This window comes from Streptomyces sp. CGMCC 4.7035 (assembly GCF_031583065.1).
GTDB classification, from domain to species: domain Bacteria; phylum Actinomycetota; class Actinomycetes; order Streptomycetales; family Streptomycetaceae; genus Streptomyces; species Streptomyces yaanensis.
In genome coordinates, this window is record NZ_CP134053.1 from 1750149 (window position 1) to 1774165 (window position 24017).

At 70.1% G+C, this 24017-nt stretch carries 23 protein-coding genes, 1 pseudogene and 2 riboswitches; of the genes and pseudogenes, 13 read left to right on the forward strand and 11 right to left on the reverse strand.

Annotated features, from left to right (window positions below; genetic code table 11):
* The first annotated feature begins 80 nt into the window (after window positions 1–80).
* From Q2K21_RS07305 to Q2K21_RS07325, 5 genes are all read left to right on the forward strand, one after another.
* Entirely contained in the window at window positions 81–1316 is a 1236-nt protein-coding gene (locus tag Q2K21_RS07305; protein WP_310767243.1) for a L,D-transpeptidase, read from the forward strand.
* A 116-nt stretch (window positions 1317–1432) separates the two neighbouring features.
* Window positions 1433–2200: an enoyl-CoA hydratase/isomerase family protein gene (locus tag Q2K21_RS07310; protein WP_310767246.1), complete on the forward strand. Its 768-nt coding sequence runs from the start codon at window positions 1433–1435 to the stop codon at window positions 2198–2200.
* 305 nt (window positions 2201–2505) lie between these two features.
* A complete protein-coding gene (locus Q2K21_RS07315) occupies window positions 2506–3009 on the forward strand; it encodes an ATP-binding protein (RefSeq protein ID WP_310767248.1) in 504 nt (167 codons plus the stop codon).
* Between the two features lie 304 nt (window positions 3010–3313).
* Window positions 3314–4177, forward strand: coding sequence for a polysaccharide deacetylase family protein (locus Q2K21_RS07320; protein ID WP_310767251.1), 864 nt, complete (start codon window positions 3314–3316; stop codon window positions 4175–4177).
* Complete coding sequence (locus Q2K21_RS07325) at window positions 4177–5352, forward strand: YVTN family beta-propeller repeat protein (RefSeq protein WP_310767254.1); 1176 nt, start codon at window positions 4177–4179, stop codon at window positions 5350–5352. Before Q2K21_RS07320 ends, Q2K21_RS07325 begins: the two co-directional genes overlap by 1 nt.
* 21 nt (window positions 5353–5373) lie before the next feature.
* On the opposite strand, the gene Q2K21_RS07330 is transcribed toward Q2K21_RS07325, so the two are convergent.
* Window positions 5374–6009 carry a GNAT family N-acetyltransferase gene (locus tag Q2K21_RS07330; protein ID WP_310767257.1) on the reverse strand — a complete coding sequence of 212 codons (636 nt, stop codon included), beginning with the start codon at window positions 6007–6009 and terminating at the stop codon, window positions 5374–5376.
* 56 nt (window positions 6010–6065) lie between these two features.
* Here Q2K21_RS07330 and Q2K21_RS07335 point away from each other — a divergent pair, with 56 nt between their 5' ends.
* Both Q2K21_RS07335 and Q2K21_RS07340 read left to right on the forward strand, forming a co-directional pair.
* Complete coding sequence (locus Q2K21_RS07335) at window positions 6066–6980, forward strand: MerR family transcriptional regulator (RefSeq protein WP_310767260.1); 915 nt, start codon at window positions 6066–6068, stop codon at window positions 6978–6980.
* A gap of 58 nt (window positions 6981–7038) precedes the next feature.
* Entirely contained in the window at window positions 7039–7251 is a 213-nt protein-coding gene (locus Q2K21_RS07340) for an EF-hand domain-containing protein (RefSeq protein ID WP_310767263.1), read from the forward strand.
* 147 nt (window positions 7252–7398) lie between these two features.
* Here Q2K21_RS07340 and Q2K21_RS07345 read toward each other — a convergent pair whose 3' ends face one another.
* Together Q2K21_RS07345 and Q2K21_RS07350 are read right to left on the reverse strand one after the other, a co-directional pair.
* On the reverse strand, window positions 7399–7941 hold the full coding sequence (locus tag Q2K21_RS07345) for an MOSC domain-containing protein (RefSeq protein ID WP_310767265.1): 543 nt from the start codon (window positions 7939–7941) through the stop codon (window positions 7399–7401).
* A 76-nt stretch (window positions 7942–8017) separates the two neighbouring features.
* Window positions 8018–8857, reverse strand: coding sequence for a patatin-like phospholipase family protein (locus Q2K21_RS07350; protein WP_310767268.1), 840 nt, complete (start codon window positions 8855–8857; stop codon window positions 8018–8020).
* Between the two features lie 142 nt (window positions 8858–8999).
* Between Q2K21_RS07350 and Q2K21_RS07355 the strand changes: the two genes are divergently transcribed.
* Complete coding sequence (locus Q2K21_RS07355; protein ID WP_310767271.1) at window positions 9000–9659, forward strand: TetR/AcrR family transcriptional regulator; 660 nt, start codon at window positions 9000–9002, stop codon at window positions 9657–9659.
* A 16-nt stretch (window positions 9660–9675) separates the two neighbouring features.
* Here Q2K21_RS07355 and Q2K21_RS07360 read toward each other — a convergent pair whose 3' ends face one another.
* Window positions 9676–10233 carry a glycoside hydrolase family 25 protein gene (locus Q2K21_RS07360; RefSeq protein ID WP_310767274.1) on the reverse strand — a complete coding sequence of 186 codons (558 nt, stop codon included), beginning with the start codon at window positions 10231–10233 and terminating at the stop codon, window positions 9676–9678.
* A 363-nt stretch (window positions 10234–10596) separates the two neighbouring features.
* Here Q2K21_RS07360 and Q2K21_RS07365 point away from each other — a divergent pair, with 363 nt between their 5' ends.
* Both Q2K21_RS07365 and Q2K21_RS07370 read left to right on the forward strand, forming a co-directional pair.
* On the forward strand, window positions 10597–11214 hold the full coding sequence (locus Q2K21_RS07365) for a hypothetical protein (protein WP_310767277.1): 618 nt from the start codon (window positions 10597–10599) through the stop codon (window positions 11212–11214).
* A 464-nt stretch (window positions 11215–11678) separates the two neighbouring features.
* Window positions 11679–14030, forward strand: coding sequence for a SpoIIE family protein phosphatase (locus tag Q2K21_RS07370; protein ID WP_310767281.1), 2352 nt, complete (start codon window positions 11679–11681; stop codon window positions 14028–14030).
* A 230-nt stretch (window positions 14031–14260) separates the two neighbouring features.
* Here Q2K21_RS07370 and Q2K21_RS07375 read toward each other — a convergent pair whose 3' ends face one another.
* The 7 genes and pseudogenes from Q2K21_RS07375 to gcvT form a co-directional block, all read right to left on the reverse strand.
* The gene (locus tag Q2K21_RS07375) at window positions 14261–15265 is read right to left on the reverse strand and encodes a beta strand repeat-containing protein (RefSeq protein WP_310767284.1); all 1005 of its coding nucleotides are present in this window, start codon (window positions 15263–15265) and stop codon (window positions 14261–14263) included.
* A gap of 328 nt (window positions 15266–15593) precedes the next feature.
* Window positions 15594–16217 carry a response regulator transcription factor gene (locus Q2K21_RS07380; RefSeq protein ID WP_310767287.1) on the reverse strand — a complete coding sequence of 208 codons (624 nt, stop codon included), beginning with the start codon at window positions 16215–16217 and terminating at the stop codon, window positions 15594–15596.
* Between the two features lie 19 nt (window positions 16218–16236).
* A pseudogene (locus Q2K21_RS07385) lies at window positions 16237–16347 on the reverse strand (rod shape-determining protein); the annotation flags it as partial.
* An 86-nt stretch (window positions 16348–16433) separates the two neighbouring features.
* The gene (locus Q2K21_RS07390) at window positions 16434–17801 is read right to left on the reverse strand and encodes an L-serine ammonia-lyase (RefSeq protein WP_310767290.1); all 1368 of its coding nucleotides are present in this window, start codon (window positions 17799–17801) and stop codon (window positions 16434–16436) included.
* Between the two features lie 101 nt (window positions 17802–17902).
* Window positions 17903–19165, reverse strand: a complete 1263-nt coding sequence (gene glyA, locus Q2K21_RS07395) for a serine hydroxymethyltransferase (protein WP_310767293.1) — start codon at window positions 19163–19165, stop codon at window positions 17903–17905.
* A 16-nt stretch (window positions 19166–19181) separates the two neighbouring features.
* Window positions 19182–19559 carry a glycine cleavage system protein GcvH gene (gene gcvH, locus Q2K21_RS07400; RefSeq protein WP_310767296.1) on the reverse strand — a complete coding sequence of 126 codons (378 nt, stop codon included), beginning with the start codon at window positions 19557–19559 and terminating at the stop codon, window positions 19182–19184.
* Between the two features lie 109 nt (window positions 19560–19668).
* On the reverse strand, window positions 19669–20787 hold the full coding sequence (gene gcvT / locus Q2K21_RS07405; RefSeq protein ID WP_310767298.1) for a glycine cleavage system aminomethyltransferase GcvT: 1119 nt from the start codon (window positions 20785–20787) through the stop codon (window positions 19669–19671).
* Window positions 20788–20822: 35 nt separating this feature from the next.
* A riboswitch (glycine riboswitch) is annotated at window positions 20823–20936 on the reverse strand.
* A riboswitch (glycine riboswitch) is annotated at window positions 20937–21044 on the reverse strand.
* 178 nt (window positions 21045–21222) lie between these two features.
* On the opposite strand from gcvT, the gene Q2K21_RS07410 reads away from it, so the two are divergent.
* From Q2K21_RS07410 to Q2K21_RS07420, 3 genes are all read left to right on the forward strand, one after another.
* Window positions 21223–21891: an AAA family ATPase gene (locus tag Q2K21_RS07410; RefSeq protein ID WP_310767300.1), complete on the forward strand. Its 669-nt coding sequence runs from the start codon at window positions 21223–21225 to the stop codon at window positions 21889–21891.
* 128 nt (window positions 21892–22019) lie between these two features.
* Window positions 22020–22811, forward strand: a complete 792-nt coding sequence (locus Q2K21_RS07415) for an enhanced serine sensitivity protein SseB (protein WP_310767302.1) — start codon at window positions 22020–22022, stop codon at window positions 22809–22811.
* Window positions 22812–23003: 192 nt separating this feature from the next.
* Window positions 23004–23804 carry an enhanced serine sensitivity protein SseB C-terminal domain-containing protein gene (locus tag Q2K21_RS07420; protein WP_310767304.1) on the forward strand — a complete coding sequence of 267 codons (801 nt, stop codon included), beginning with the start codon at window positions 23004–23006 and terminating at the stop codon, window positions 23802–23804.
* The last annotated feature ends 213 nt before the right edge of the window (window positions 23805–24017 follow it).

Here is a 24017-nt window from a genome sequence, read left to right on the forward strand (position 1 = left end):
GGTGTGATTAATTTGCGCAATGCGCGCGCGGGTCGCGCTTGAGTGCGGGCCTCATCAGGCCGTGCGAGGGGAGAAGGAACGTGAACGGGCGACCGATATCGGGGGCGTCGGTTGGTGCGCGGGGGCGCAAGAGGACACAGACGGTGATGGTCGGGGCGCTGCTGCTCGCCGTCACCGCGTGCGGCGGGGGAGGGGGAACCGGCTCGGGGTCCGGGGCCGCGCAGGGCAAGGACTCCGGTTCGGCCGGCGGCAAGCAGTCACAGGCCGTCGTCACCATAGCGCCGAAGGACGGCGCCAAGTCCGTGGACACCAGCGGCGCCCTCAAGGTGACCGCGGCCAAGGGCAAGCTGACCGAGGTAAAGGTCGAGGATCCCAAGGGGCAGGAGGTCGCCGGGAAGATAACCGGCGGGGGGACCAGCTGGACGCCCTCGTCCCACCTCGCCGCGGCCACCACGTACAAGGTGCACGCGGTTGCCAAGGACTCCGCCGGGCTGACCTCCGCGGAGGAGTCGTCGTTCACGACGCTCACCCCGAAGAACACCTTCGTCGGCAACTTCACGCCCGAGGACGGTTCCACGGTCGGCGTGGGTATGCCGTTCTCGGTCCGCTTCACCCGGGGCATCACCCACCCCGAGGACGTCGAGAAGGCCATCACCATCAAGACCGAGCCGGCCGTCGACGTCGAGGGCCACTGGTTCGGCAACGACCGCCTCGACTTCCGCCCGGAGAAGTACTGGAAGGCCGGCACCAAGGTCACCGTGAACCTCAACCTCGACGGCGTCGAGGGCCGCCCCGGGGTGTACGGCAAGCAGGCCAAGACCGTGAGCTTCACCATCGGCCGCAGCCAGGTCTCCACGGTCGACGTCAAGACGCTCAAGATGGTCGTCAAGCGCGACGGCAAGGTCATCAAGACCCTCCCGGCCACCACCGGCAAGCCGGGCTACGACACCTGGAACGGCCAGATGGTCATCAGCGAGAAGCTCGCGGTGACCCGTATGAACGGTGAGACGGTCGGCTACGGCGGCGAGTACGACATCAAGGACGTCCCGCACGCCATGCGCCTGACCACCTCCGGCACCTTCATCCACGGCAACTACTGGGGTGGCGGCGCCTTCGGCAACTACAACGCCAGCCACGGCTGTGTCGGCCTGCGCGATGTGCGCGGCGGCTACGACGGTTCGGTGCCGGCGGCCTGGTTCTTCAACAACTCGATGGTCGGTGACGTCGTCGTCGTGAAGCACTCCAACGACAAGACGGTCGCACCCGACAACGGGTACAACGGCTGGAACATGTCCTGGGCCGAGTGGACCAAGTAAGTGCGGACCAAGTAAGTGCGGACCAGGTAAGTCCGGTCCGGTGAAACGGGCCCGGTGTGCCGCTGTGAGCGAGCACACCGGGCCCGTTCGCGTTAGTGCCCGTTAACCTTCCTGGCATGACCGTACATCTCGAAGTCGCCGAGGGCGTGGGTACGCTCCGCCTGGACCGCCCGCCCATGAACGCGCTGGACGTCGCCACCCAGGACCGGCTCAAGGAGCTCGCCGAGGAGGCCACGCGCCGCGACGACGTGCGCGCCGTGGTCATCTACGGCGGGGAGAAGGTGTTCGCGGCGGGCGCGGACATCAAGGAGATGCAGGGCATGGACCACGCCGCGATGGTGCTGCGTTCCCGCGCCCTACAGGACTCCTTCACCGCCGTCGCCCGCATCCCCAAGCCGGTCGTCGCCGCCGTCACCGGCTACGCCCTGGGCGGGGGCTGTGAGTTGGCACTGTGCGCGGACTACCGCATCGCCGCCGAGAACGCGAAGCTGGGGCAGCCGGAGATCCTGCTCGGCCTGATCCCGGGCGCGGGCGGCACCCAGCGGCTGGCCCGTCTGGTCGGTCCCTCCAAGGCCAAGGACCTGATCTTCACCGGCCGGATGGTGAAGGCGGACGAGGCGCTGACGCTGGGCCTGGTCGACCGGGTCGTACCGGCCGAGGAGGTGTACGCCGAGGCGCACGCCTGGGCCGCGAAGCTCGCCCAGGGGCCGGCGATCGCGCTGCGCGCCGCCAAGGAGGCCATCGACACGGGTCTGGAGACGGACATCGAGACCGGTCTCACCGTCGAACGGAACTGGTTCGCGGGCCTGTTCGCGACGGAGGACCGCGAGCGCGGCATGCGCAGTTTCGTGGAAGAGGGGCCGGGCAAGGCGAAGTTCGTCTGAACCGGCGGTCGGAGCTGAGAATTGCTCAGGAATTTGTGCTGATCCACTTGCAGTTGACGCGACGTCTCACCCGGCGTCCCCCGAAGGGGCGGTTTATGGAAGCCTTAAGGCAACCTTAAGTCTGCCGCGCGGAAGTTGCTCGGACCTTGCCGCCAACTGGCCTGTTTCCGCAGGCCAGTTGGGGTGCGACGGGGTCCGAATTGCTCATGGCATATGCCAATCGGATGGTGTGGAATGTACGATTCCGGGGTCTGTATTCTTCCGTAACGCCTCCGAACGGCGCTCTGGGCGGCCATGATGGGGTCATGGCGGGGCTGGAGGGTATCGAACAGCCGCGGCGGCACGGGAGTGCGACCGCGGCGCGCTGGTCGCCTGCGGTCGAGGACGAACGGGCGCTGAAGGCGATGGAGTTGTTCGGCAACCCCATCGACGCGGAGGTGCCCCTGCCGTCCCGCCCCGAGTCCGCGGCCACCGCGCGTCGGCTCGCCCAGGTCGTGATCCTGCGTCACTGGGGGCTCACCCCGAAGATGACCGAGGACGCGGTCCTGCTCGTCTCCGAGCTCGTCGGCAACGCCGTACGGCACACCGGCGCGCGCGTCTTCGGACTGCGCATGCGCCGCCGCCGGGGCTGGATCCGTATCGAGGTCCGGGACCCCTCCCGCGGGCTGCCCTGTCTGATGCCGGTCCAGGAGATGGACCTGAGCGGCCGGGGTCTCTTCCTGGTCGACAAGCTCGCCGACCGCTGGGGCGTCGATCTGCTGCCGCGAGGCAAGACGACCTGGTTCGAGATGCGGGTCGCCGACCGCTGACCGCCCTCGGGGGCGACAGCGTCCACGGCAGAAGCCCCGACCGCCGGACGGCCAGGGCTTCTTCGGGTGTCGCGGAGCGAAGTTGGGGTGTACGCCGCGACACCTGCGACGAACCGGTGCCCGGGTCAATGGGTGGCTGCCGCACAACCGACTATCGCAGATGAAAGCGACTGACCCACAGTCGGGTTCGGTCACAGAACCATGCCTGTGGGCGGCTTGTGGGTGGTTCGCGCATCAGTGCGCCGTACGACCCGCCCTTCCGTAATCCATGCAATCGCCCATTTCCGCACCGTCTCACCCTTAAATGGTGAGAGTGACCACGCCCGTCCCTCCCTCCCCGCCGGACCGTGAGACGGGGACCGCGCGTCCGGTGCCCGACCGCCGCACGGCCCTGCGTGCGGGCGCGGGGCTCGCCGCCACGGGCGCGTTCGCCGCCGCCTGTTCCCCCGGCGGCGCCGTCGCCCACCCGGCCTCCCTGTCCCGGACCGGCGACGCCTCGCGCCCCTTGGCCGGTTCGCGCGCCCCGGGCACCCCGATCGCCGCGCCCACGCCGCGCGCCCTCCCGCGGCAGCCCGCGCAGATCTCCCACGGGCCCCGCGACCGCCCCCGGGTGGCCCTCACCTTCCACGGCCAGGGCGACCCCTCCTTCGCCACGTCGATCCTCGACACGGCCGAGAAGGCGGGCGCGAGGATCACAGTGCTCGCGGTCGGCACCTGGCTCGACGAACACCCCGACGTCGCCCGCCGCATCCTCGACGGCGGTCACGACCTCGGCAACCACACCCTGCGCCACCTCGGCATCAACTCCATGTCCGAGAAGGACGCGGCCGCCGAGATCCAGGGGTGCGCCGACCGGTTGCGGCGGCTGACCGGGTCCATCGGCACCTGGTTCCGCCCGTCCCGCGCCCCGCGCGCCACCCCGCTCGTCGAACGGCTGGCCCGCCGCAGCGGCTACCCGCACGTCCTGTCGTACGACGTCGACTCGCTCGACCACACCTCGCCGGGAGCCGCCGCCGTCACCCGCAGGGTCATCGGCGAGATCCGCAACGGATCCGTGGTGAGCCTGCACTTCGGCTATCCGGACACGGTCGCCGCCCTGCCCGCCCTTCTGCACGAACTCGACCGCCGCGGCCTCACCGCGGTGACCACCACGGAGCTGCTGAGCTGATGCACCCCACGACCCTCACCCGCGTACTGATCGCCGGCGCGGCCCTCGCCGCGCTCGCCGGCTGCAGCGGCGGATCCCCCCACAAGGACCAGCCCGCCGCCTCCAAGAGCCCCGTCACCCGCAGCCCGCAGCGGAGGGCCGTCCAGGGGCTGCCCGGCATGCCGCCCGTGCTCGATCAGCACGACCTCTACGCGGCCGACCGCCCGGGCCGGCTCTCCCCGGTGGTGCGGGACTTCCCGTCCCGCGTCTACGTCCCCAACACCGAGTCCGACACCGTGTCCGTCATCGACCCGGAGACGTACGAGGTCATCGAGACGATCCCGGTCGGCAGGCAGCCCCAGCACGTCGTCCCGTCCTGGGACCTGAAGACGCTGTGGGTCAACAACGACAAGGGCAACTCCCTCACCCCCATCGACCCGAAGACCGGCGAGGCGGGGGAACCCGTCGACGTGCACGACCCGTACAACCTGTACTTCACGCCGAACGGCAAGTACGCGATCGTGATGGCCTCCCTCGACCGGCAGTTGGTCTTCCGCGACGCACACACCATGAAGGTGGCCAAGACCGTGCCGGTGAGCTGCTACGGCGTCAACCACGCCGACTTCTCGCTCGACGGCCGCTACTTCATCGTCTCCTGCGAGTTCAGCGGCGAGCTGCTCAAGGTCGACACCGAGAAGATGAAGGTGATCGGCCGGCAGAAGCTGCCGTTCCACGGTGCGATGCCGCAGGACGTGAAGATCTCCCCGGACGGAAAGAAGTTCTACATCGCCGACATGATGGCCGACGGCCTGTGGATCCTGGACGGCGACACCTTCGGCAAGCCGGGCTTCCTGCGCACCGGCAAGGGCACCCACGGCCTCTACATCAGCCGCGACTCCCGGGAGATGTACATCTCCAACCGCGGCGAGGGCACCATCTCCGTCTTCGACTTCCAGCGCGACCGACTGACCAAGAAGTGGCGCCTGCCGGACGGCGGCAGCCCCGACATGGGCGGCGTCTCGGCGGACGGGAAGGTCCTGTGGCTGTCCGGCCGCTACAACTCCGAGGTGTACGCGATCGACACACGCACCGGTGAGCAACTCGCCCGCATCAAGGTGGGCCGCGGCCCGCACGGCCTGGCGGTCTACCCGCAGCCGGGCCGCTATTCGCTGGGCCACACGGGCATCTTCCGCTGACGTGAAGGCGGGCAGTGCGGGTCACACCGCGGTGAGCAGCGCCTCCGATCCCACCGGACGGTAACCGGCCGCCTGGAACGCCCGCAGACTACGGGCGTTCCCCGCCGACACCTGGGCCCAGACCGGCTCGGCGGCCAGCTGCCGCGCCGCCGAGACGAGCGCCCGCCCCAGGCCCCGGTGCCGTGCGTTCTCGTCCACCTCCACCGCGACCTCCAGCCGCCCCGCGACCCCCCGCCCCAGCACCAGCACACCGCCCGTCGTGGCCCACACCCGCACGTCGTCCCGCCGCTTCCGGGAGCTGACCACCCGCGGATGGCCGGGGTCGACGATCTCCGCCAGCGGGAGCGGCGGCCGGCCCGGCAGGGGAGACCCGACCACGAGCACGTCGATCGTGTCGGTCCTGCGCCTCGTCCGTTCCATGAGCGCCGTGAGGAACCTCGCGTTCATCGTCGCGGCGAGCGTGTCGCAGTCGGTCCGCGCCAGCGTCGCACGTACCCAGTCCGGATCCTCGTCCGTGAAGACCACCGAGTGCGCCGTGAAGGCGATGACCCCCGCGTCCCGGGGGGAGGGCTGGGGCACGACGGTCGTCCCACCGTCCGCCGGGGGGAAGACTCCACGGGCCGCCGCGTCCAGAATGTCCCGCAGAGTGTCGGGCATCGGTCGGTCTCCTCCGGCTTGAGTCTCCACCCACTGGAAGGCCCACACTCGCAGACATGATCGAAGACGGCACCGGCCTTTTCACGATCGGCGAACTCGCCCGTGCCACCGGACTGACCGTGCGGACCATCCGTTACTGGTCTGATGAGGGCGCCCTGCCCCCGGTGGCCCGTTCCCCGGGCGGCTACCGGCTCTACGACCTGGCCTGTGTGGCCCGGCTGGAGCTGATCCGCACCCTGCGCGAACTGGGCCTCGGCCTCGACGACGTCCGCGCGGTGCTGGCCGGCGAGACGACGGTCGCGGAGGTGGCGGCCGCGCATGTGGCCGCGCTGGACGCGCAGATCCGTTCACTCAAGGTGACCAGAGCGGTGCTGTCGACCGTGGCGCGACGCGGTTCGACCGCGGAGGAGATGACACTCATGAACAAGCTGGCGCGGCTGTCGGCGGCCGAGCGGAAGCGGATCATCGAGGACTTCATGGAGGGGATCTTCGAGGGACTCGACACGGTGGACCCCGATATCCGGGGCCGGCTGCGGTTCGCCGCCGCGACCCTGCCCGACGACCCCACGCCCGAGCAGGTGGACGCCTGGGTGGAACTGGCCGAGCTGATCCAGGACGAGGGGTTTCGCGCGAGGATGCGAAAGATGGTCGAGTTCAACGCGGCGGACCGGGGGCCGGACGTCCCGGCGGGTACGTCCCTGTGGTTCGTGAGCCGCCTGGTGCGGCTCGTGGGCGAGGCGCTGCGACAGGGCATCGCCCCCGAGGCGCCGGAGGCCGAGGAGGTGCTGCGCCAGGTGCTCGGCAACGCCGACCGGGCATCCGTCCTGGAGCGTCTGACGGCGGCCTCCAACGTTCAGATCGCCCGGTACCGCGAGTTGACGGCCATCGTGAACGGTCTGGAGCCCCTGCCCTCGCCCAACGAGGAGTTCGCCTGGGTGGTCGCTGCACTGCGGGCCGGCGCAGGCCGTTAATCTGACCTGCGTCAGTACGACAGCAAGACACGAGAAACGCGACAAAAGGGGCGGATCGGTGGCGGACATCGAGGAAGCACGCAAGCAGTTCCAGCGGATCGATGCGGACGGTGACGGTTTCATCACCGCCGCCGAGTTCAAGTCCGCCCTGGCCCAGGAGGGCGACTGGAACGTCACCGAGACGGTGGCCGAGGCCATCATCAAGTCCCGGGACCTCAACGGCGACAAGGTCCTGTCGTTCGACGAGTTCTGGACGTACCTGAACAAGTGAGCCCACGACGAAGGGGCGCCCGTTCCGCTTCCGTCGGGACGGGCGCCCCTTCGTCATGTGCCCTCCTCGGGCCGCCGCCGGCCGTTCGGCGCGCAAGCGGGCGTCACCCGACCGCGCACCGGACTTCCGTGCAGGGACTCCCCGGGCTCAGACGATCTCCAGGGGCAGGTGCGGCCCGTCGGGCAACTCGACCTCGACCGGGTCGCCGGGCCGCACCACACCTCCCGTCACGACGACGCTCATGATCCCGGACTTGAAGCGGACCCTTCCGCTCTCGTCCCGGCCGACGACCTGCTTCATCAGCCCCTTCTGGAAGCCGTCGATCTGGGCGCAGGGATTCCGCAACCCGGTGACCTCGACGACCGCCTCCTCCCCGAGACGCAGCAGCGTCCCCTTGGGCAGGCCGAGCAGATCGATCCCGTGGGTGGTCACGTTCTCCCCGAGCTCTCCGGCCGCCACCTCGAAGCCGGCCTCCCGCACCTCGTCGAACAGCTCCTCGTGGATGAGGTGCACCTGCCGCAGATTCGGCTGTGAGGGGTCCTTCTCCATCCGGAAGCGGTGCTTCACCGTGGCCCCGGCGTGCACGTCCCCCTCCACCCCGAATCCGGCGACCAGCGTGATGCTCTCCCGGTTCGGCTTGGTGAACGAATACGTCCCGTTACTGCTGACCGCGCTGACCGTTCCGCCCATGCCGAGAAGCTCCCCTCTTCCGAACGACCGTCGTTCAGTCGCAGGTCAGAGGGTAGACGGTGGTTTCGGCAGGACGTCAGCCGTACCAGACCTCGGCCACCGGGGCGGCGAGCGCGGTGGCCTGGGCGTGGCCCGCGCGGGCGGAGGCAGGACGGCGCCCGTCGTCGGTCAAGTTGCGGCCCATCGCACGGCGCGCGGCACGGTCCGGGGACAGCAGAACGACCCGCGCCCCCTCGCGGGACAGCTCGGCGGCCTGCTCCGCGGCGCTGGGATGCGGGCCGACCGCGTGGGGGACCGGTGCGATCGCCACCACCCGGCGATGGCCGCGCGCGAGCTGGAGGTTGGCGGTGGAGCGGCTGCCGCCGTCCATCCAGCGCCGGCCCGCGACCGTGACGGGCGGCCACACGACCGGCACGGCACAGCTCGCCGCGACCGCTTCGAGGAGCCTCACGCCGGAGTGCGCGTCGAACGCCATGACCTCTCCGGTCAGCGCGTCGACCGCGGTGATCCGCAACTCCCGTTCGGGCCAGTCGTGTATGTCGCCGAGGAGCGCGCCGACCGTGTCGAGGACGTCCGATTCGGGGCCGGTCCGGGCGCTCAGTGCCGCCCGGCCGAGGCGTCTCACGGAGCGCTGCGGATCGCTGGATCCCAGTGCCGCCCACAGGAACCGTGCCGTTTGACCCAGGGTCACGGGGAGGCGGACCGCGTCGCCCCCGGAGAGCTGGCGCTCGTACAACTCGGCGGCCGGAACCCCGGAGAGAATCCGGGAGCCGAAGACGGCGCCGCCGGAGGTGCCGATCACGACGTCGGCGCCGGTGAGATCGATCCCGGCCTCGGCGAGTCCGGCGAGCACCCCGACCAGCCAGGCTCCGCCGACCGGTCCGCCGCCGCCGAGCACGAGTGCGGTGTCGGCCATGATTCCCCCTTCTGCTGGGTTCGGCCAGGTAAACGGGGAGTGCTCCCCGTTTACCTGGCCGACGATAGCATCACTACCGGGGAGTGCTCCCCGGTAGTGATGCGGACAAGGATGCGGACAAGGGTGCAGACAAGAGGGAGGCATGGTGGGCGACCCGTCGCCGGTGCGGCGCCGTGACGCACTGCGCAACCGGAAGCTGCTGGTGGAGACGGCCCGCGAGGTCTTCGCCGAACAGGGCCTGGACGCCCCGCTCGACGAGATCGCGCGACGGGCGGGCGTGGGCAACGCCACCCTCTACCGCCACTTCCCGAGCCGCGCCGTGCTCGTCGACGAGGTCTTCCGGGACGCGCTGATGGAGACTACGGCGGCGGGCGAGCGGGCCCGGACCGCCGAGGACGCGTGGACGGGCCTGACGGAGTACCTGGAGGCGGTCTTCACGGGGCTGGCCGCGGACCGCGGCACCAACGACCTGATGACCACGGGCCTGGAGGGCGTCACCTCGCTGGAGGCGATCCACGCCCACAACCGTGAGACCGTCGCCGGACTGCTGCGGCGCGGTCAGCAGCAGGGCACGATCCGTCCGGACGCCACCACCGAGGACCTGCTGTTCGCCCTGGCGGCGCTGGGCCGGGCCGTCCCCGCGCTCACCACGGTGGCCCTGGACGCCTGGCGCCGCCCGCTCGCCCTGCTCCTCGACGGCCTGCGCGCCGGCCCTGCCGCACCTCGGCTGCCCGTACCGGCGCTCACCGCCGCCCAGTTCGGCGAGGTGCTGCTCAACCTGGGGCCGGGCGGGCGGGGTTGAGGACCCGCGCTCCGGCTCAGGCGCTCGTGGCCCACTCGCGCAGCGCGGCCTTGCCGGCGAAGTCCGCGACGTTTTTGTCCTCGGGGTCGGACGTGTACTGGTGGAAGCGCCACGCCGCCTCGATGCGGGGCCTGCCCGCGGTGACGTAGTCGGCGATCCACAGGCCGTCTCCGGCGTACGAGGTGGTGTCGACGGTGAGCCAGAAGTGGCGGTTGGTGTAGAGGATCACTCTGTGGTCCGGCCGGAGTTCCTTCACCTTGTGGATGAAGCGATCCTTCTCGGCGGTGGTGGCATGCGTGCCGTCGCCGGTCGTCTCCCAGTCGACGGCCAGCAGGTCGCCCGCCTTCTCCGGGGTCTTGCCGAGGAAGTACTCCGCCTGGGCCGTGATGTCGCCGGGCCACAGGAAGTGGTAGAAGCCGACCACGCAGTCGGCGTCCCGGGCGGTCTTCACCTGGGCGGTGAGCTTGGGGTTCACATACGAACGCCCTTCCGTCGCCTTGATGAAGACGAAGGAGAGGCCGTCCGTGTCGTACGCCGACGACTGGTACGCGCTGACGTCGATGCCGTGCAGCATGGGGCTCCCTGGAGTGTGCTGGTGGGGGGACAGGGAAGGTCGCCTGTTTCACCTTGACACGGGTGATATGCCCGCATAGGCGCGAATGTGAGCTTCTGTCAGCCACCGAACTGAGGACCGAGGCTGACACCCCGGCCGGGCACCGTGGAGCACATGGCCTGCGCGCCGGCCGCTCCGTTCCCGCGTCGCCGCAACAGGTGTGTACCGCGCGGATGTCGAGTGTCCCGGAACCGTGACAGGGACGTCATGGGTCAAGGACTTCCCTGGTCACAGGGTTCCCGGTCGGCGCATGGTGATCGCACAGCAACTCACGGGTGTGTGTCAGCCGCTCTCACCCCGCTCTCCTTGGAAGGAACCCTCCTCATGGCCCCCCTGCGCACCCGCTCCGTTCTGGCCGCCGCCGCGTTCATCGCGGGCACCGCGCTGCTGACCGCTTGCCAGGGCGGCGGCGCCGACAGCGCCTCCTCGGCCGACACGGCGAAGGCGACGGCGACTTCGACGCAGACCGCCGCGGACCAGAGCGCCACCGACTCGCCCAACAGCACGGCCTCGGCCGGTTCCGGCGGCTCCGGCAAGTCCACCTCGAACCAGTCCGGTTCGAGCAGCGGCTCCGGCAAGTCCGGCTCGGGGTCGTCGGGTTCGGGCTCCTCCGGCTCGGGCTCCTCCGGCTCCGGGTCGTCGAGCAGCTCGAACACCATCGAGGGGATCAACAACGGCAAGGGTGTGAACGGCCAGTGGCACGGGATCGTGCACTACCTGGCGCCCGGCAAGTACACGGTGGGGGACTGGAAGGACCAGGAGCAGCAGTTCTTCGTGTCGAACGGCACCGAGATCTGGGGCGCGGGCACCGTCTGCGGCGACAAGAACGGCCAGGCCGCCGACAAGTGCACCGAGGCCGAACTGGAGGCTGCCGCGAAGAAGGGCTTCGAGGCCGACGTGACGGTCCGCAACGGGATCGCCACCGAAATCCGTGAGGGCTGACCGTCGCCGTTCGGCAGTTCCGCGATCACCCGGTACGCGGCAGCGCGCGGGGGGCTTCACCGGCATGGTGACGAGGTCGGCGGCCTGGTGGAGCGCGTAGGCCGTGCGGCCGGCGCGCGTCTCGGCGCCGCGGTCCTGCTCGTACCGCCCCTCCGGCGGTCAGCGCAACTCCGCTTTGCCGGTGGCCCGCCCGTATGCCCTGATTGTTACAATTTGCTATACGTCCTGGGAACCGCTGACAATCGTGCTTGTAGGCCAGCACAGCAGCAGGTGATCGAATGGGTTCGGCGCGGCCCCACCCTGACACTTCGCGGCACCCCATGGACCATGCCTGGACGCGACGGCTGCACGGGTCGGCAGCAGGCGCCTTCAGGCTGGGGGAGCGGATTGTCCACCGTGTGCGGCGGTCCATTGCGCCTGCCTTCCTGGGGGAAGACGAATCCGCCTCCGTTCTCCGGCGGGCCGTGAAGGCAGGACAGGTCGGCTATTACGAGTGGAACTTCCGCACAGGGGACCTGACCTGCGACGATGCGGCCCTGGAGGCAGCCGGACTGGAGCGGGGCACCTTCAGCGGGCGAGCTGCGGAATGGTTCGCGATCGTCCACCCCGATGACGCGGCCGAGTTCCGGGCCCGGATGGAAGAAGTGGCGAAGGGCCGGGACCTGTCCGTCATCGAGTACCGCGTGTGCCGCCCGGCCGACGGAAGTATCGGCTGGATCGAGTCCCGCTGCCGGACGGTCTTCGACGAAGACGGTGAGCCGGCCCGGGTGGCCGGCATGCTGTGGGAGGTTGCACCGCGCCTGAACCGGGACTCGATCGGCCGCTCGCTGCGGCACATGAGTGACGCGTTCTTCGCCTGTGACACCGACTGGCGGATCACCTACCTCAACGTTGAAGCGGAGGGCATCCTCGGTCCCGCTCCGTCACTGCTCGGGCACGTGCTGTGGGAGGCGGCTCCCGAAAGCGTCACGTCCGGTCGGGAGGATCTCTTCCGGCGGGCCATGGCGGGCACCGTACCGATCGACGTCGAGGAGAAGCTGCAACCAACCGGGCCCTGGTATCGCATACGGCTGGTCCCTGTGCCCGACGGCCTCTTGGTCTTCCTCGCCGAAGACCGCACAGAACAGGCCGCCGCGAAACGCTCCGCCTGCGTCGAGGAGCTGACTGACGCCCTCGCGAAGGCGCTCACGGCCAAGGATGTGGTGAATTCGGTCAATGAACTCGTACTACCGCCGTTCGACGCCACCGGCCTGATCATTCAAGCCCTGGAACACGGTCGCCTGCGTGCGGTCGGATGCACCGGATACCCGCCGCCGTTCCACGAACTCATCGCCGAGTTCGATCTTTCGGAGGACACTCCGGTCCGCGAGATACTCCTCCATCGCAAGGTCCCGATGTTCTTCCCCTCGCCGCAGGAGCTGATGCAGCACTACCCCGGGACCGCCGAGTACGTGGCCGTGGGAAAGAAGAAGTCCTGGGCTTTCCTGCCACTGCTCGCCTCCGGACGCGTCATCGGCTTCTGCTGCATCACATGGAGCCAGCCGCGCTGTCTCACTCACGACGAGCGCACCCTGCTCGCCGCACTGAGCGGGCTGATCGCCCAGGCCCTTGAACGGGCCCGCCTGTACGACACCGAGCACACGCGCGCCCAGGAACTGCAACGCGGCATGCTCCCCCGAGCCCTGCCCTCGCCGCCCGCCGTCACCGCGACCGCCCGCTTCCTGCCCACCAGCGGGGAGGTCGGCGGGGACTGGTACGACGTGATCCCGCTGTCCTCCGGACGCGTCGCCCTGGTCATCGGCGACGTCATGGGCCACGGCCTGCCCGAGGCCATCACCATGGGACGGCTGCGCACCGCCGTCCACACTCTGGCCGCCCTCGAACTCCCACCCGATGAACTCCTGGCCCGCCTCAACGACCTCGTCAACGGTCTCGGCGACGACTTCTGCGCCACGTGCCTCTACGCCGTCTACGACCCCGCCTCCGGCGCCTGCACCTTCGCACGCGCCGGCCACCCTCCGCCCGCGATCGTCCACCGCGACGGCACCGTCGACTTCCCCCAGCTCGCCCTCAACCCACCCCTGGGCGCCGCCACGCCCCCCTTCGACACCACCGAACTCTCCCTGTCCGAGGACAGCCTCCTCGTGCTGTACACCGACGGCTTGATCGAATCCCGCATCCGCGACATCACTTGCGGCATGGCCCGCCTCGCGCTCACCCTCACCGCCGCCACCGACCAGCTGCCGCCCGACAAGGACCGCAACGAGGTCACCAAACACCTCGACTGTCTGTGCGACACCCTCACCTCTACTCTGCTGCCCACCCAGCAGACCTACGACGACGCCGCGCTGCTCATCGCACGCATCCACCGTCTCCCTCCCCAGAACATCTCGTCCTGGCCCCTGACGGAAGACGCCTCCGCCGCAGCCCAGGCCCGCCGGCTCATCCGGGACCAACTCGCCGCATGGGACCTCGACGACCTCGCCATGACCAGTGAACTGCTGGTCAGCGAACTCGTCGGCAACGTCGTCCGCCACGCCAAAGGCCCCGTCCGGCTCCGTCTGCTCCGCAGCGACGTCCTCGTCTGCGAGGTCTCGGACGGCAGCCTGAGCACCCCCCACATCCGCCGCGCCGCCGATACCGACGAAGGCGGACGCGGTCTTCAACTGGTCGAAGCCCTCTCCCACCGCTGGGGCACCCGCCACACCCCCACGGGCAAATGCATCTGGACCGAACAACTCCTGCCGCTCCCCCTCCCTGAGGCACACCACGGGGGCAGGACCGAACCCGTCCGGACTTCCGCCGACACCGCCTGAAATCGCGGTGTCGGCGGTGTAGCCGAGGCGAGGACTGGTGCCGAGAGCGCACACCCCAGGCGACCCGGGCGCCCTGCCGATCGCTCAACCGCCTTCGCGGCCCTCGTACGCCATCTGCCGGCCGACCCGTACTGCCCGCCGAACTCCTGCCCACCGACTGGCCGGCGCCCGACCTGGGGGCCGTCTACTCGGATGCGGTGCGCGGCGGGCCTGGTCGCTGACTTGGTGCCTCACCCGAAGCCGCTCATGTCGGATCCGGTGAAGTCGGCGCCCTGGTCGGCGAAGCCGGTGCCCTGGTCGGCGAAGCCGGTGCCCTGGTCGGTGGACCCGGTGAAGCCGGTGCCCTGGTCGGCGAAGGCGCCCGTGCTCAGGTCGCTTGCGGTGGTGGTTCCTCCGTTGGCGGTGGAGGCGAGGCCGTTGGCGGCGGTGAGGCCTCCGTTGGCGGTGGAGGCGAGGCCGTTGGCGGCGGTGAGGCCTCCGTTGGCGGTGGAGGCGAGGCCGTTTGCCAGGGTGGTGCCTCCGGTGGCGGTGGAGAGTGTGCCGTTGGCGATGGTGGTGCCGCCGTTGGCGGTGGAGAGTGTGCCGTTGGCGGCGGTGAGGCCTCCGTTGGCGGTGGAGGCGAGGCCGTTGGCGGCGGTGAGGCCTCCGTTGGCGGTGGAGGCGATGCCGTTTGCCAGGGTGGTGCCTCCGGTGGCGGTGGAGAGTGTGCCGTTGGCGATGGTGGTGCCGCCGTTGGCGGTGGAGAGTGTGCCGTTGGCGGCGGTGAGGCCTCCGTTGGCGGTGGAGGCGAGGCCGTTGGCGGCGGTGAGGCCTCCGTTGGCGGTGGAGGCGATGCCGTTTGCCAGGGTGGTGCCTCCGGTGGCGGTGGAGAGTGTGCCGTTGGCGATGGTGGTGCCGCCGTTGGCGGTGGAGAGTGTGCCGTTGGCGGCGGTGAGGCCTCCGTTGGCGGTGGAGGCGAGGCCGTTGGCGGCGGTGAGGCCTCCGTTGGCGGTGGAGGCGAGGCCGTTGGCGGCGGTGAGGCCTCCGTTGGCGGTGGAGGCGATGCCGTTTGCCAGGGTGGTGCCTCCGGTGGCGGTCGAGCCCGTGCCGTTCGCGATGGTGGTGCCGCCGATGGCGATGGTGGTGGTGCGGCCGGCAGCGGCGGGGGAGCCGGTGGCAACGGTCTGAGGGACGGACGTGGGGGCGAACGTGGGGATGATCCTGGTGATCACCCTGGGGGCGGCGCCGACTGCCACCAAGACCTTGGGGCAGGTGCTCCAGGGTGGACGGGGGATGTGATAGCAGAGAGCGGCGGGTCGTGATGTAGGTGTCTGCGGTGCAGCGACGGCGTGAGATGCCGAGAACCCCAATGCGGCGGCCGCCAAGCACGAGGGAATCGTCGCTGCGACCCCCACCCTGCGGAAGCGCCTCTTCTTCATTTCCTCACCCCAAGGGTCGAAGCAAAACAGGAGCCGCCCCATGAGGGCTCCGACCAATCGGGGGTGTCCCCACGGGTCCGATCTCAGCGTCAGTCCGTGAGGGCTTCCGGATCAAGAGGTAGAACAACCGACCGTGTGGGTAGAACTACCCCTCCTCCCAAGGCTCACCTGCGACTCCTCGCTGCAGTGCCAGCCGGGTGAGGTCGGCCCTGCGGCGGACGCCCGTCTTGCTGCGCAGGCGGTCGAGGTGCGAGTGGACCGTGTGCTCGCTGATGTTCAGCTTGGAGGCGACTTTACGGTCGGTGGCGCCGGTCGCGACGAGTTGCAGGATCTCTCTCTCCCGGTCCGTGATGTGGGGAGGGGTCTCTTGCGGACCTTGATTGTTGAAGTCGGTGGAGAAATAGCTGCGACCGGCGGCCACGGTGCGGACCGCTGTAAGGAGTTCCTTCTCCGCGATGTATTGGCTCAGATAACCGCGCGCGCCCGCTTCGATGCACAGGACGAGGTCGGTCTGCGCTTTCGAGTGGGACACCACGACGACCCTGTGTCCCTCCTGGTGCAACCGGGAGATGAGACCGAGGATGTCCCGTACGGAGGCCTGCAGACCGAGCAGGACGACATCCGCGTCGCCCGCCTCGCAATGGACGCCGACGCGCTCGACGGAGGTCACCCGTTCGAGGTCCGGCGCACCGTCGATGACGTCCGAGAGGCCGTGCCGGAGGAGTGGGCTGTCGGAGATGACTGCCACGTACGTCGGATTCGCGCTCATCGAGGTTCCTCGTGGAGCGTCAGGACGCGATCTTGTCCTCCAGCATAGCGCCGAGGCCCTGGGCGGTGCAGATGTCGGCGCGTTCGGCGATGGGGACGGGCATGCCGGTCGCGTCCCGCAGCATCCGGTCGTAAGAACATGGACTTTCCGCCGCGTGAGCAGGGACGGCCCTGACCGTGCTGAAAGACGCGAACGCGCTGGGCAGGGCCTGTTTCCCTAGCACTCGATAATGTTCACCGCGAGCCCGCCCCGGGCCGTCTCCTTGTACTTCACGCTCATGTCCGCGCCGGTCTCCTTCATGGTCTTGATGACCTTGTCGAGGGAGACCTTGTGGGTGCCGTCGCCGCGCATCGCCATGCGGGCCGCCGTGACCGCCTTGACCGCCGCCATGCCGTTGCGCTCGATGCACGGGATCTGCACCAGGCCGCCGACCGGGTCGCAGGTCAGGCCGAGGTTGTGCTCCATGCCGATCTCGGCCGCGTTCTCGACCTGTTCGGGCGTGCCGCCCAGCACCTCCGCCAGCGCGCCCGCCGCCATCGAGCAGGCCGAGCCGACCTCGCCCTGGCAGCCGACCTCCGCGCCGGAGATGGACGCGTTCTCCTTGAAGAGCATGCCGATCGCGCCCGCGGCGAGCAGGAAGCGTACGACCCCGTCCTCGTCCGCGCCGGGCACGAAGTTGACGTAGTAGTGGAGGACCGCCGGGATGATGCCCGCGGCGCCGTTCGTCGGGGCCGTGACCACGCGGCCGCCCGCCGCGTTCTCCTCGTTCACCGCCATCGCGTAGAGCGTGATCCACTCCATCGCGCGGGAGACCGGGTCACCCTCGGCGCGCAGCTGGCGCGCGGTGACGGCGGCGCGGCGGCGCACCTTCAGGCCGCCCGGCAGGATGCCCTCGCGGGACATGCCGCGCGACACACACGCCTGCATCACCCGCCAGATCTCCAGCAGGCCCTCACGGATCTCCTCCTCCGTCCGCCAGGCCCGCTCGTTCTCCAGCATCAGCGAGGAGATCGACAGGCCCGTCTCCTTCGTCAGCCGCAGCAGCTCGTCGCCCGTACGGAAGGGGTACTTGAGCACCGTGTCGTCGAGCTTGATGCGGTCGGCGCCCACCGCGTCCTCGTCGACGACGAAGCCGCCGCCCACCGAGTAGTACGTCTTCGACAGCAGCTCGGCGCCCGAGGCGTCGTACGCCCACAGCGTCATGCCGTTCGCGTGGTACGGGAGCGTCTCGCGCCGGTGCAGGATCAGATCGTCGTCGAAGGAGAACGCGATCTCGTGCTCGCCGAGGAGCTGGATGCGGCCCGAGGCCTTGATGGCCTCCACCCGCTCGTCGGCCGTCTCCACGTCCACCGTGCGCGGCGAGGCGCCCTCAAGGCCGAGCAGTACCGCCTTGGGCGTGCCGTGGCCGTGGCCGGTGGCGCCGAGGGAGCCGTACAGCTCGGCTCGTATGGACGCGACCGGCTCCAGCAACTCCTCGTTGCGCAGCCGGCGGGCGAACATACGTGCCGCGCGCATCGGGCCGACCGTATGGGAGCTGGACGGGCCGATGCCGATCGAGAACAGGTCGAAGACCGAGATGGCCACGGTGACTCCTCAATACAGGGGTGGTGCAGGGGTGGTGCAGGGGGTGTGGGCGCCGCGCACACCGGTGACTTCCCTCCAGTGTGCGCGGTGCCCGACGGGACTTACTTGGTCAGACCCGGGTACAGCGGGTGCTTGTCGGCCAGGGTCTTCACCCGGGCCTTGAGGGCCTCCGCGTCGTAGGACGGCTTCAGTGCCTGAGCGATGACGTCCGCGACCTCGGCGAAGTCCTCGGCCGTGAAGCCGCGGGTCGCCAGGGCGGGCGTACCGATGCGCAGGCCCGAGGTGACCATCGGCGGGCGCGGGTCGTTCGGGATCGCGTTGCGGTTGACCGTGATGCCGACCTCGTGGAGGCGGTCCTCGGCCTGCTGACCGTCCAGCTCGGAGTTGCGGAGGTCGACCAGGACGAGGTGCACGTCCGTGCCGCCGGACAGGACGTCCACGCCGACCGCCTTGACGTCGTCCTTCACCAGACGCTCGGCGAGGATCTTGGCGCCTTCCAGCGTCCGGCGCTGCCGCTCCTTGAAGTCCTCCGAGGCCGCGACCTTGAAGGCGACCGCCTTGGCCGCGATCACGTGCTCCAGCGGACCGCCCTGCTGACCCGGGAAGACCGCCGAGTTGATCTTCTTGGCCAGCTCGGCCGTCGACAGGATCACGCCGCCGCGCGGGCCGCCCAGCGTCTTGTGGGTCGTGGTGGTGACCACGTGGGCGTGCGGGACCGGGTTCGGGTGCAGGCCCGCCGCCACCAGACCGGCGAAGTGCGCCATGTCGACCATGAGGTAGGCGCCGACCTCGTCCGCGATCCGGCGGAACGCGGCGAAGTCCAGCTGACGCGGGTAGGCCGACCAGCCCGCCACGATCAGCTTCGGCTTCGACTCCTTGGCCAGGCGCTCCACCTCGGCCATGTCGACGGTGCCGTCGTCGCCCACGTGGTACGCGACCACGTTGTAGAGCTTGCCGGAGAAGTTGATCTTCATGCCGTGGGTCAGGTGCCCGCCGTGCGCGAGGTTCAGACCCATGATCGTGTCGCCGGGCTGGAGCAGCGCGAACATCGCGGCCGCGTTGGCCTGCGCGCCCGAGTGCGGCTGCACGTTGGCGTGCTCGGCGCCGAAGAGCTCCTTGATGCGGTCGATGGCGATCTGCTCGACCACGTCGACGTGCTCACAGCCGCCGTAGTAGCGGCGGCCCGGGTAGCCCTCGGCGTACTTGTTGGTGAGGACCGAGCCCTGGGCCTCCATGACCGCGACCGGAGCGAAGTTCTCCGAGGCGATCATTTCGAGGGTGGACTGCTGACGGTGCAGCTCGGCGTCGACCGCGGCGGCGACATCCGGGTCGAGCTCGTGCAGGGGCGTGTTCAGAAGCGACATGGGGTGCCGTGACTCCTCAGCCGGCGATGTGGGCGTCGTACTCGTCGGCGGAGAGCAGGTCGGCCGGCTCCTCCGTGACGCGTACCTTGAACAGCCAGCCGCCCTCGAAGGGGGCGGAGTTGACCAGCGACGGGTCGTTCACCACGTCCTCGTTGATCTCGGTGACCTCGCCGGTGACCGGGGAGTAGAGGTCGCTCACCGACTTGGTCGACTCCAGCTCACCGCAGGTCTCGCCCGCGGTCACCGTGTCACCGACCTCCGGGAGCTGGACGAACACGACATCGCCGAGCGCGTTGGACGCGTGCTCCGTGATGCCGACCGTCGACACGCCGTCCTCGGCGTCCGACAGCCACTCGTGCTCCTTGCTGTAGCGCAGCTGCTGGGGGTTGCTCATGGCCTGAATTCTCCTGTACGCGGGGGAGTGGTGATGAATGGGGGACTGCTTGAGACGCTTGTGAGCAGGGCGGACGGGTGCGGTGCCACGTCCGGCCCGCGCCCAGTCTCTACTTCTGGCGCTTGTAGAACGGCAGCGCCACGACCTCGTACGGCTCGTGGCTGCCCCGGATGTCCACGCCGACCCCGGAGGTGCCCGGCGCGGCGTGCGCGGCGTCGACGTACGCCATCGCGATCGGCTTGCCCAGCGTGGGGGAGGGGGCACCGGAGGTGACCTCGCCGATCACCTCGCCGCCGGAGACGACCGCGTATCCGGCCCGCGGGACGCGCCGTCCCTCGGCGATGAGGCCGACGAGGACGCGCGGCGGGTTCGCCTCGGCCCGGGAAGCGGCCTCCTGGAGCGCCGCGCGCCCCACGAAGTCGCCCTCCTTCTCGAACTTCACAACCCGGCCGAGCCCGGCGTCGAAAGGAGTCAGGGACGTGCTGAGCTCATGCCCGTACAGCGGCATGCCCGCCTCCAGGCGCAGCGTGTCCCGGCAGGAGAGGCCGCAGGGAACGAGACCGACGGGCGCGCCCGCCTCGGTCAGCGCCTGCCACAGCTTCTCGGCGTCGGACGGGGCCACGAACAGTTCGAAGCCGTCCTCCCCCGTGTAGCCGGTGCGCGCGATCAGCGCCGGGACGCCCGCGACCGTGCCGGGCAGACCGGCGTAGTACTTCAGGCCGTCCAGGTCGGCGTCGGTGAGGGACTTCAGGATGCCGGGGGCCTCGGGGCCCTGGACCGCGATCAGCGCGTACGCGTCCCGGTCGTCGCGCACCTCGACGTCGAAGCCCTCCGTGCGCGCGGTGAGCGCGTCCAGCACCACCTGGGCGTTGGAGGCGTTCGCGACGACCATGTACTCCTGCTCCCCGAGCCGGTACACGATCAGGTCGTCGAGGATGCCGCCGTCCTCCTGGCAGATCATGGTGTAGCGGGCGCGGCCGACGCCGACGGAGGCGATGTTGCCGACGAGCGCGTAGTTGAGGAACCGGTCCGCCTCGGGCCCGGTCACGGTGATCTCGCCCATGTGGGAGAGGTCGAAGAGACCCGCCTTCGTACGGACGGCGACGTGCTCGTCGCGCTCGGAGCCGTACCGCAGCGGCATGTCCCAGCCGGCGAAGTCGGTCATCGTCGCGCCGAGCGAACGATGCAGGGCATCGAGCGCGGTGTGGCGCAGGGGGCTACTGCTCATCGGTTGTGCTCCCAAGACAGGACGGGCGAGGTCGTTCCTCCCCATCTGTCATCGGAACCTGAGAGGTTCGCCATGACCGACCGCGGCGGGTCGTCACGGCTTGCACCTTGGGTGGAGCCACTGGCAAGCGGCTCGCTTTTCAGATGTGCCTCGCCCGCGCGGTACGGGGCCTGAGAGATTCAAGGGAGGGACTTGCTCCTTCGGCGCCCGGGCGTACGCACATACGTACGCACCCGGGACTCTCCCGCGCGGATTCAAGCGGCCGGTATGCAGTTGGCGCGCACATCATTGCACGCATCGGACGATCCTGGGCAGGCCGCAATCTGTAACCGGCTTGTGGCTGTACGAGAACACAAACACGAGACACCGCGCATTACCTTCTCTTTACGCTCGACGGGGATGGGACTTCCTGACCCCCAGGGGAGGACGATCACGGTGAACAGGACCACGGCGTACGCGACGACGTCGGGCATCGCGGTGCCCAAGCAGCCCGGAGCCCGGAGCCGGCAGACCTGCCGACCGCTGGGGGCGGCCGTGGTGCGCGATCTGCGGGCCCGCGCGGGCCGCAGCCCGCACGGGCTCACCTTCGGCGCCGGCGATCTCGTCGTGCTCACCGGTCTGCCCGGCAGCGGCAAGTCCACGCTCATGCGGCGCACCGTGCGCGGCGCCCGGATCGACTCCCAGGACACCCGCGACCGCTGGGACACGCGCCTGGCCCGCTTCCTGCCGTACGCGCTCTACCGCCCGCTGGTCCGCCTCGCCCACTACGCCGGACTGCGCCGCGCACTGCGGGCCGGCGCCGGCGTCGTCGTGCACGACTGCGGTACGCAGGCCTGGGTGCGCGGCTGGCTGGCCCGGGAGGCCCGCCGCCGCGGCGGCACGCTCCACCTGCTCCTGCTCGACGTCACCCCGGACACGGCCCTGGCGGGCCAGCGGGAGCGCGGCCGCGGCGTGTCGCGGTACGCGTTCCTGAGGCACCGCCGGGCCACCCGCCGGCTGTTGCGCTCCATCGAGCGGGGCGAGATGCCGGAGGGCTGCGGCTCGGCGGTCCTGCTGGACCGGGACGCGGCCGACGTGCTGCACAGGATCGATTTCACGGACTGACGGCTCCTTCCCGTGCGGGGGCCGGGACGGACCGTTCGTCCCTGTGCGGGGCCGGGGCCGACCCGCTCAACCCCGTACACCCAGTAGCCTTTCAGCCACACCAGCGGTTCTCAGCAGGCGGTAGGCAGATGGACTTCCCGGCGGACCTTCCCGCGGACTTCCCCACACAGACGCACCCCCATCCGCACGGCGGATGGCCGGGCAACGAACTGGAGGAGGTGCTCTCCGCCTCCCTGGGCGTGCCCTCGGCCGCCGACAGGATCGTGGAGGTCCTCGGACGCAGCTTCGTGTGGGTGCCGCTGCCGAACGGTGGCGGCCCGGACAGCGACTCCCTCGACCTGCCCACGCTGGAGATCGAGGGCCAGGTGTACGTCCCGGTGTTCAGCTCGGAGGAGCAGTTCCGCCGGGTCGTCGGCAACCACATGTCGTACACGGTCGCGCCCGCCGTCGAGTTCGCCCGCGGCCTGCCCGCGCAGGCCGGCATCGTGGTCAACCCGGAGGGCGTGGTCGGTGTGCCGCTGCCGCCGCAGGCGGTGGCCGAGCTGTGCCGGGCGGGGCGCACCCCGCTGGACGGACCCGCCGGCGGCGGCCGCGTCCGCCTCTTCGAACCCGACTGGCAGGAGGACCCGGTGGACTTCCTCGCCGCCGCGTCCGCCGAGTTCGCGGCGACCGGCGTCGTGCTCACCGCGCGCCGCTGCCTCGCCGCCATCGAAACGGACGACCCGGTCATGTTCGTCGGCGTGGAACTGTCCCAGTGGGAGGGCGACCTCCGCACCCTCCCCATGGACGCGCTGGGCCGGGCCCTGGGCAAGGTCGCGGTCAAGTGGCCGGTCAACCTGGTGCTCCTGGACGTGACCCAGGACCCGGTGGCCGAGTGGATGAGGGAAAAGGTCCGGCCCTTCTACCAGCAGGGCTACTGAGAAGCGCCCCTGAAAGGGGCGCGGGGCTGTGTCGATATGCGGCTCCGCCGCGTGGGCGCGACAAGCCACGGACGGAGCCGCACCTGCCGGACGGCAGTAGGCCCCGAGCCCTTGGGCGCACGGCTGTCGGCGCAGCCACTTAAGCTGGTTTCATAGCTCGGTCTAGGTGTTGTACGGAGGGGCGGTAACAAGGTGAGCGCGAGCGGCACGGCCGCGGCCGGGCACGTCGAGCACATGCTGCGCCAGGTGACGCCCGGGCGTTACGACGCCTACGAGGCGCTCCTTCGCGCGCTGGCGACCCCGTCGTCCGGCCAGGTCTGGATGCTGCTCTGGCACGGCCAGGCCGGTTCGCCCGACGCTCAGTACGGAAACATGGAGGTGGACGGCTACGGCTACGCGCCCTGCGTCACCTCCGCCCAGGAGCTGTCGGCCAGTGGCTGGAACCGTTCGTACGAGGTGGTCGACGGCCTCGACGTGGCCCGCACCCTCTACCCGGACCACTACGGCCTCTGGCTGAACCCGCACGCGCCGGGCGGCGGCGTCGGCATCCCCTGGCTGGATCTGCGCCGTATCGCCACCGGCCTGGAGCGCCAGCCCTCGGGACCGCTGAGGCTGGGCGAACCGGCCATCGACATCCCGCAGTTCTACGCCCTGCTCACGCAGAACGCGCACCGCACCCCCGCCGTGCGCTCGCTGCGCCGCGCCTGGGTCCAGCCCGCGCTCGGCGCGCCGTACCTGGCGATCGGCCTGGACGTGTACGACACCTCGCCGCCCGCCGTCGACTCGGTGCGCGCGATGATGCAGCAGTCCGTCGTCGCCGTCCCGGACGGGCTGCCCGTGTCGACCGTCGCGATGTCCGACGAGCACGACCCGGTCGCGATGTGGCTGCGCGCCCACGCCCGCCCGTTCTACGACCGTGAGGCCCACGCGGCCCCGGTCCAGGCTCCCACGGCGGGCGGCTACGGCTACCCGCCGGCCCGAGGGACGTACTGAGGGGCGCACGACAGCGAAGCGGGACCCGCCGGTGTGCGAGGTCCCGTTTCTCGTGCGGTGGGACGGCCGGGGGCCCTGTCCGAAACTGATTCTCGCGAGGTCGGAATGCCGAGGAACGGGCCGTCCACACTGTGAGACGGCTGGGCGTGGGCCAGGGATCCCCCCTGGCCCCAACTGCCCCCCGTTCGACTAGCGTTACCCACTGTCCGGATA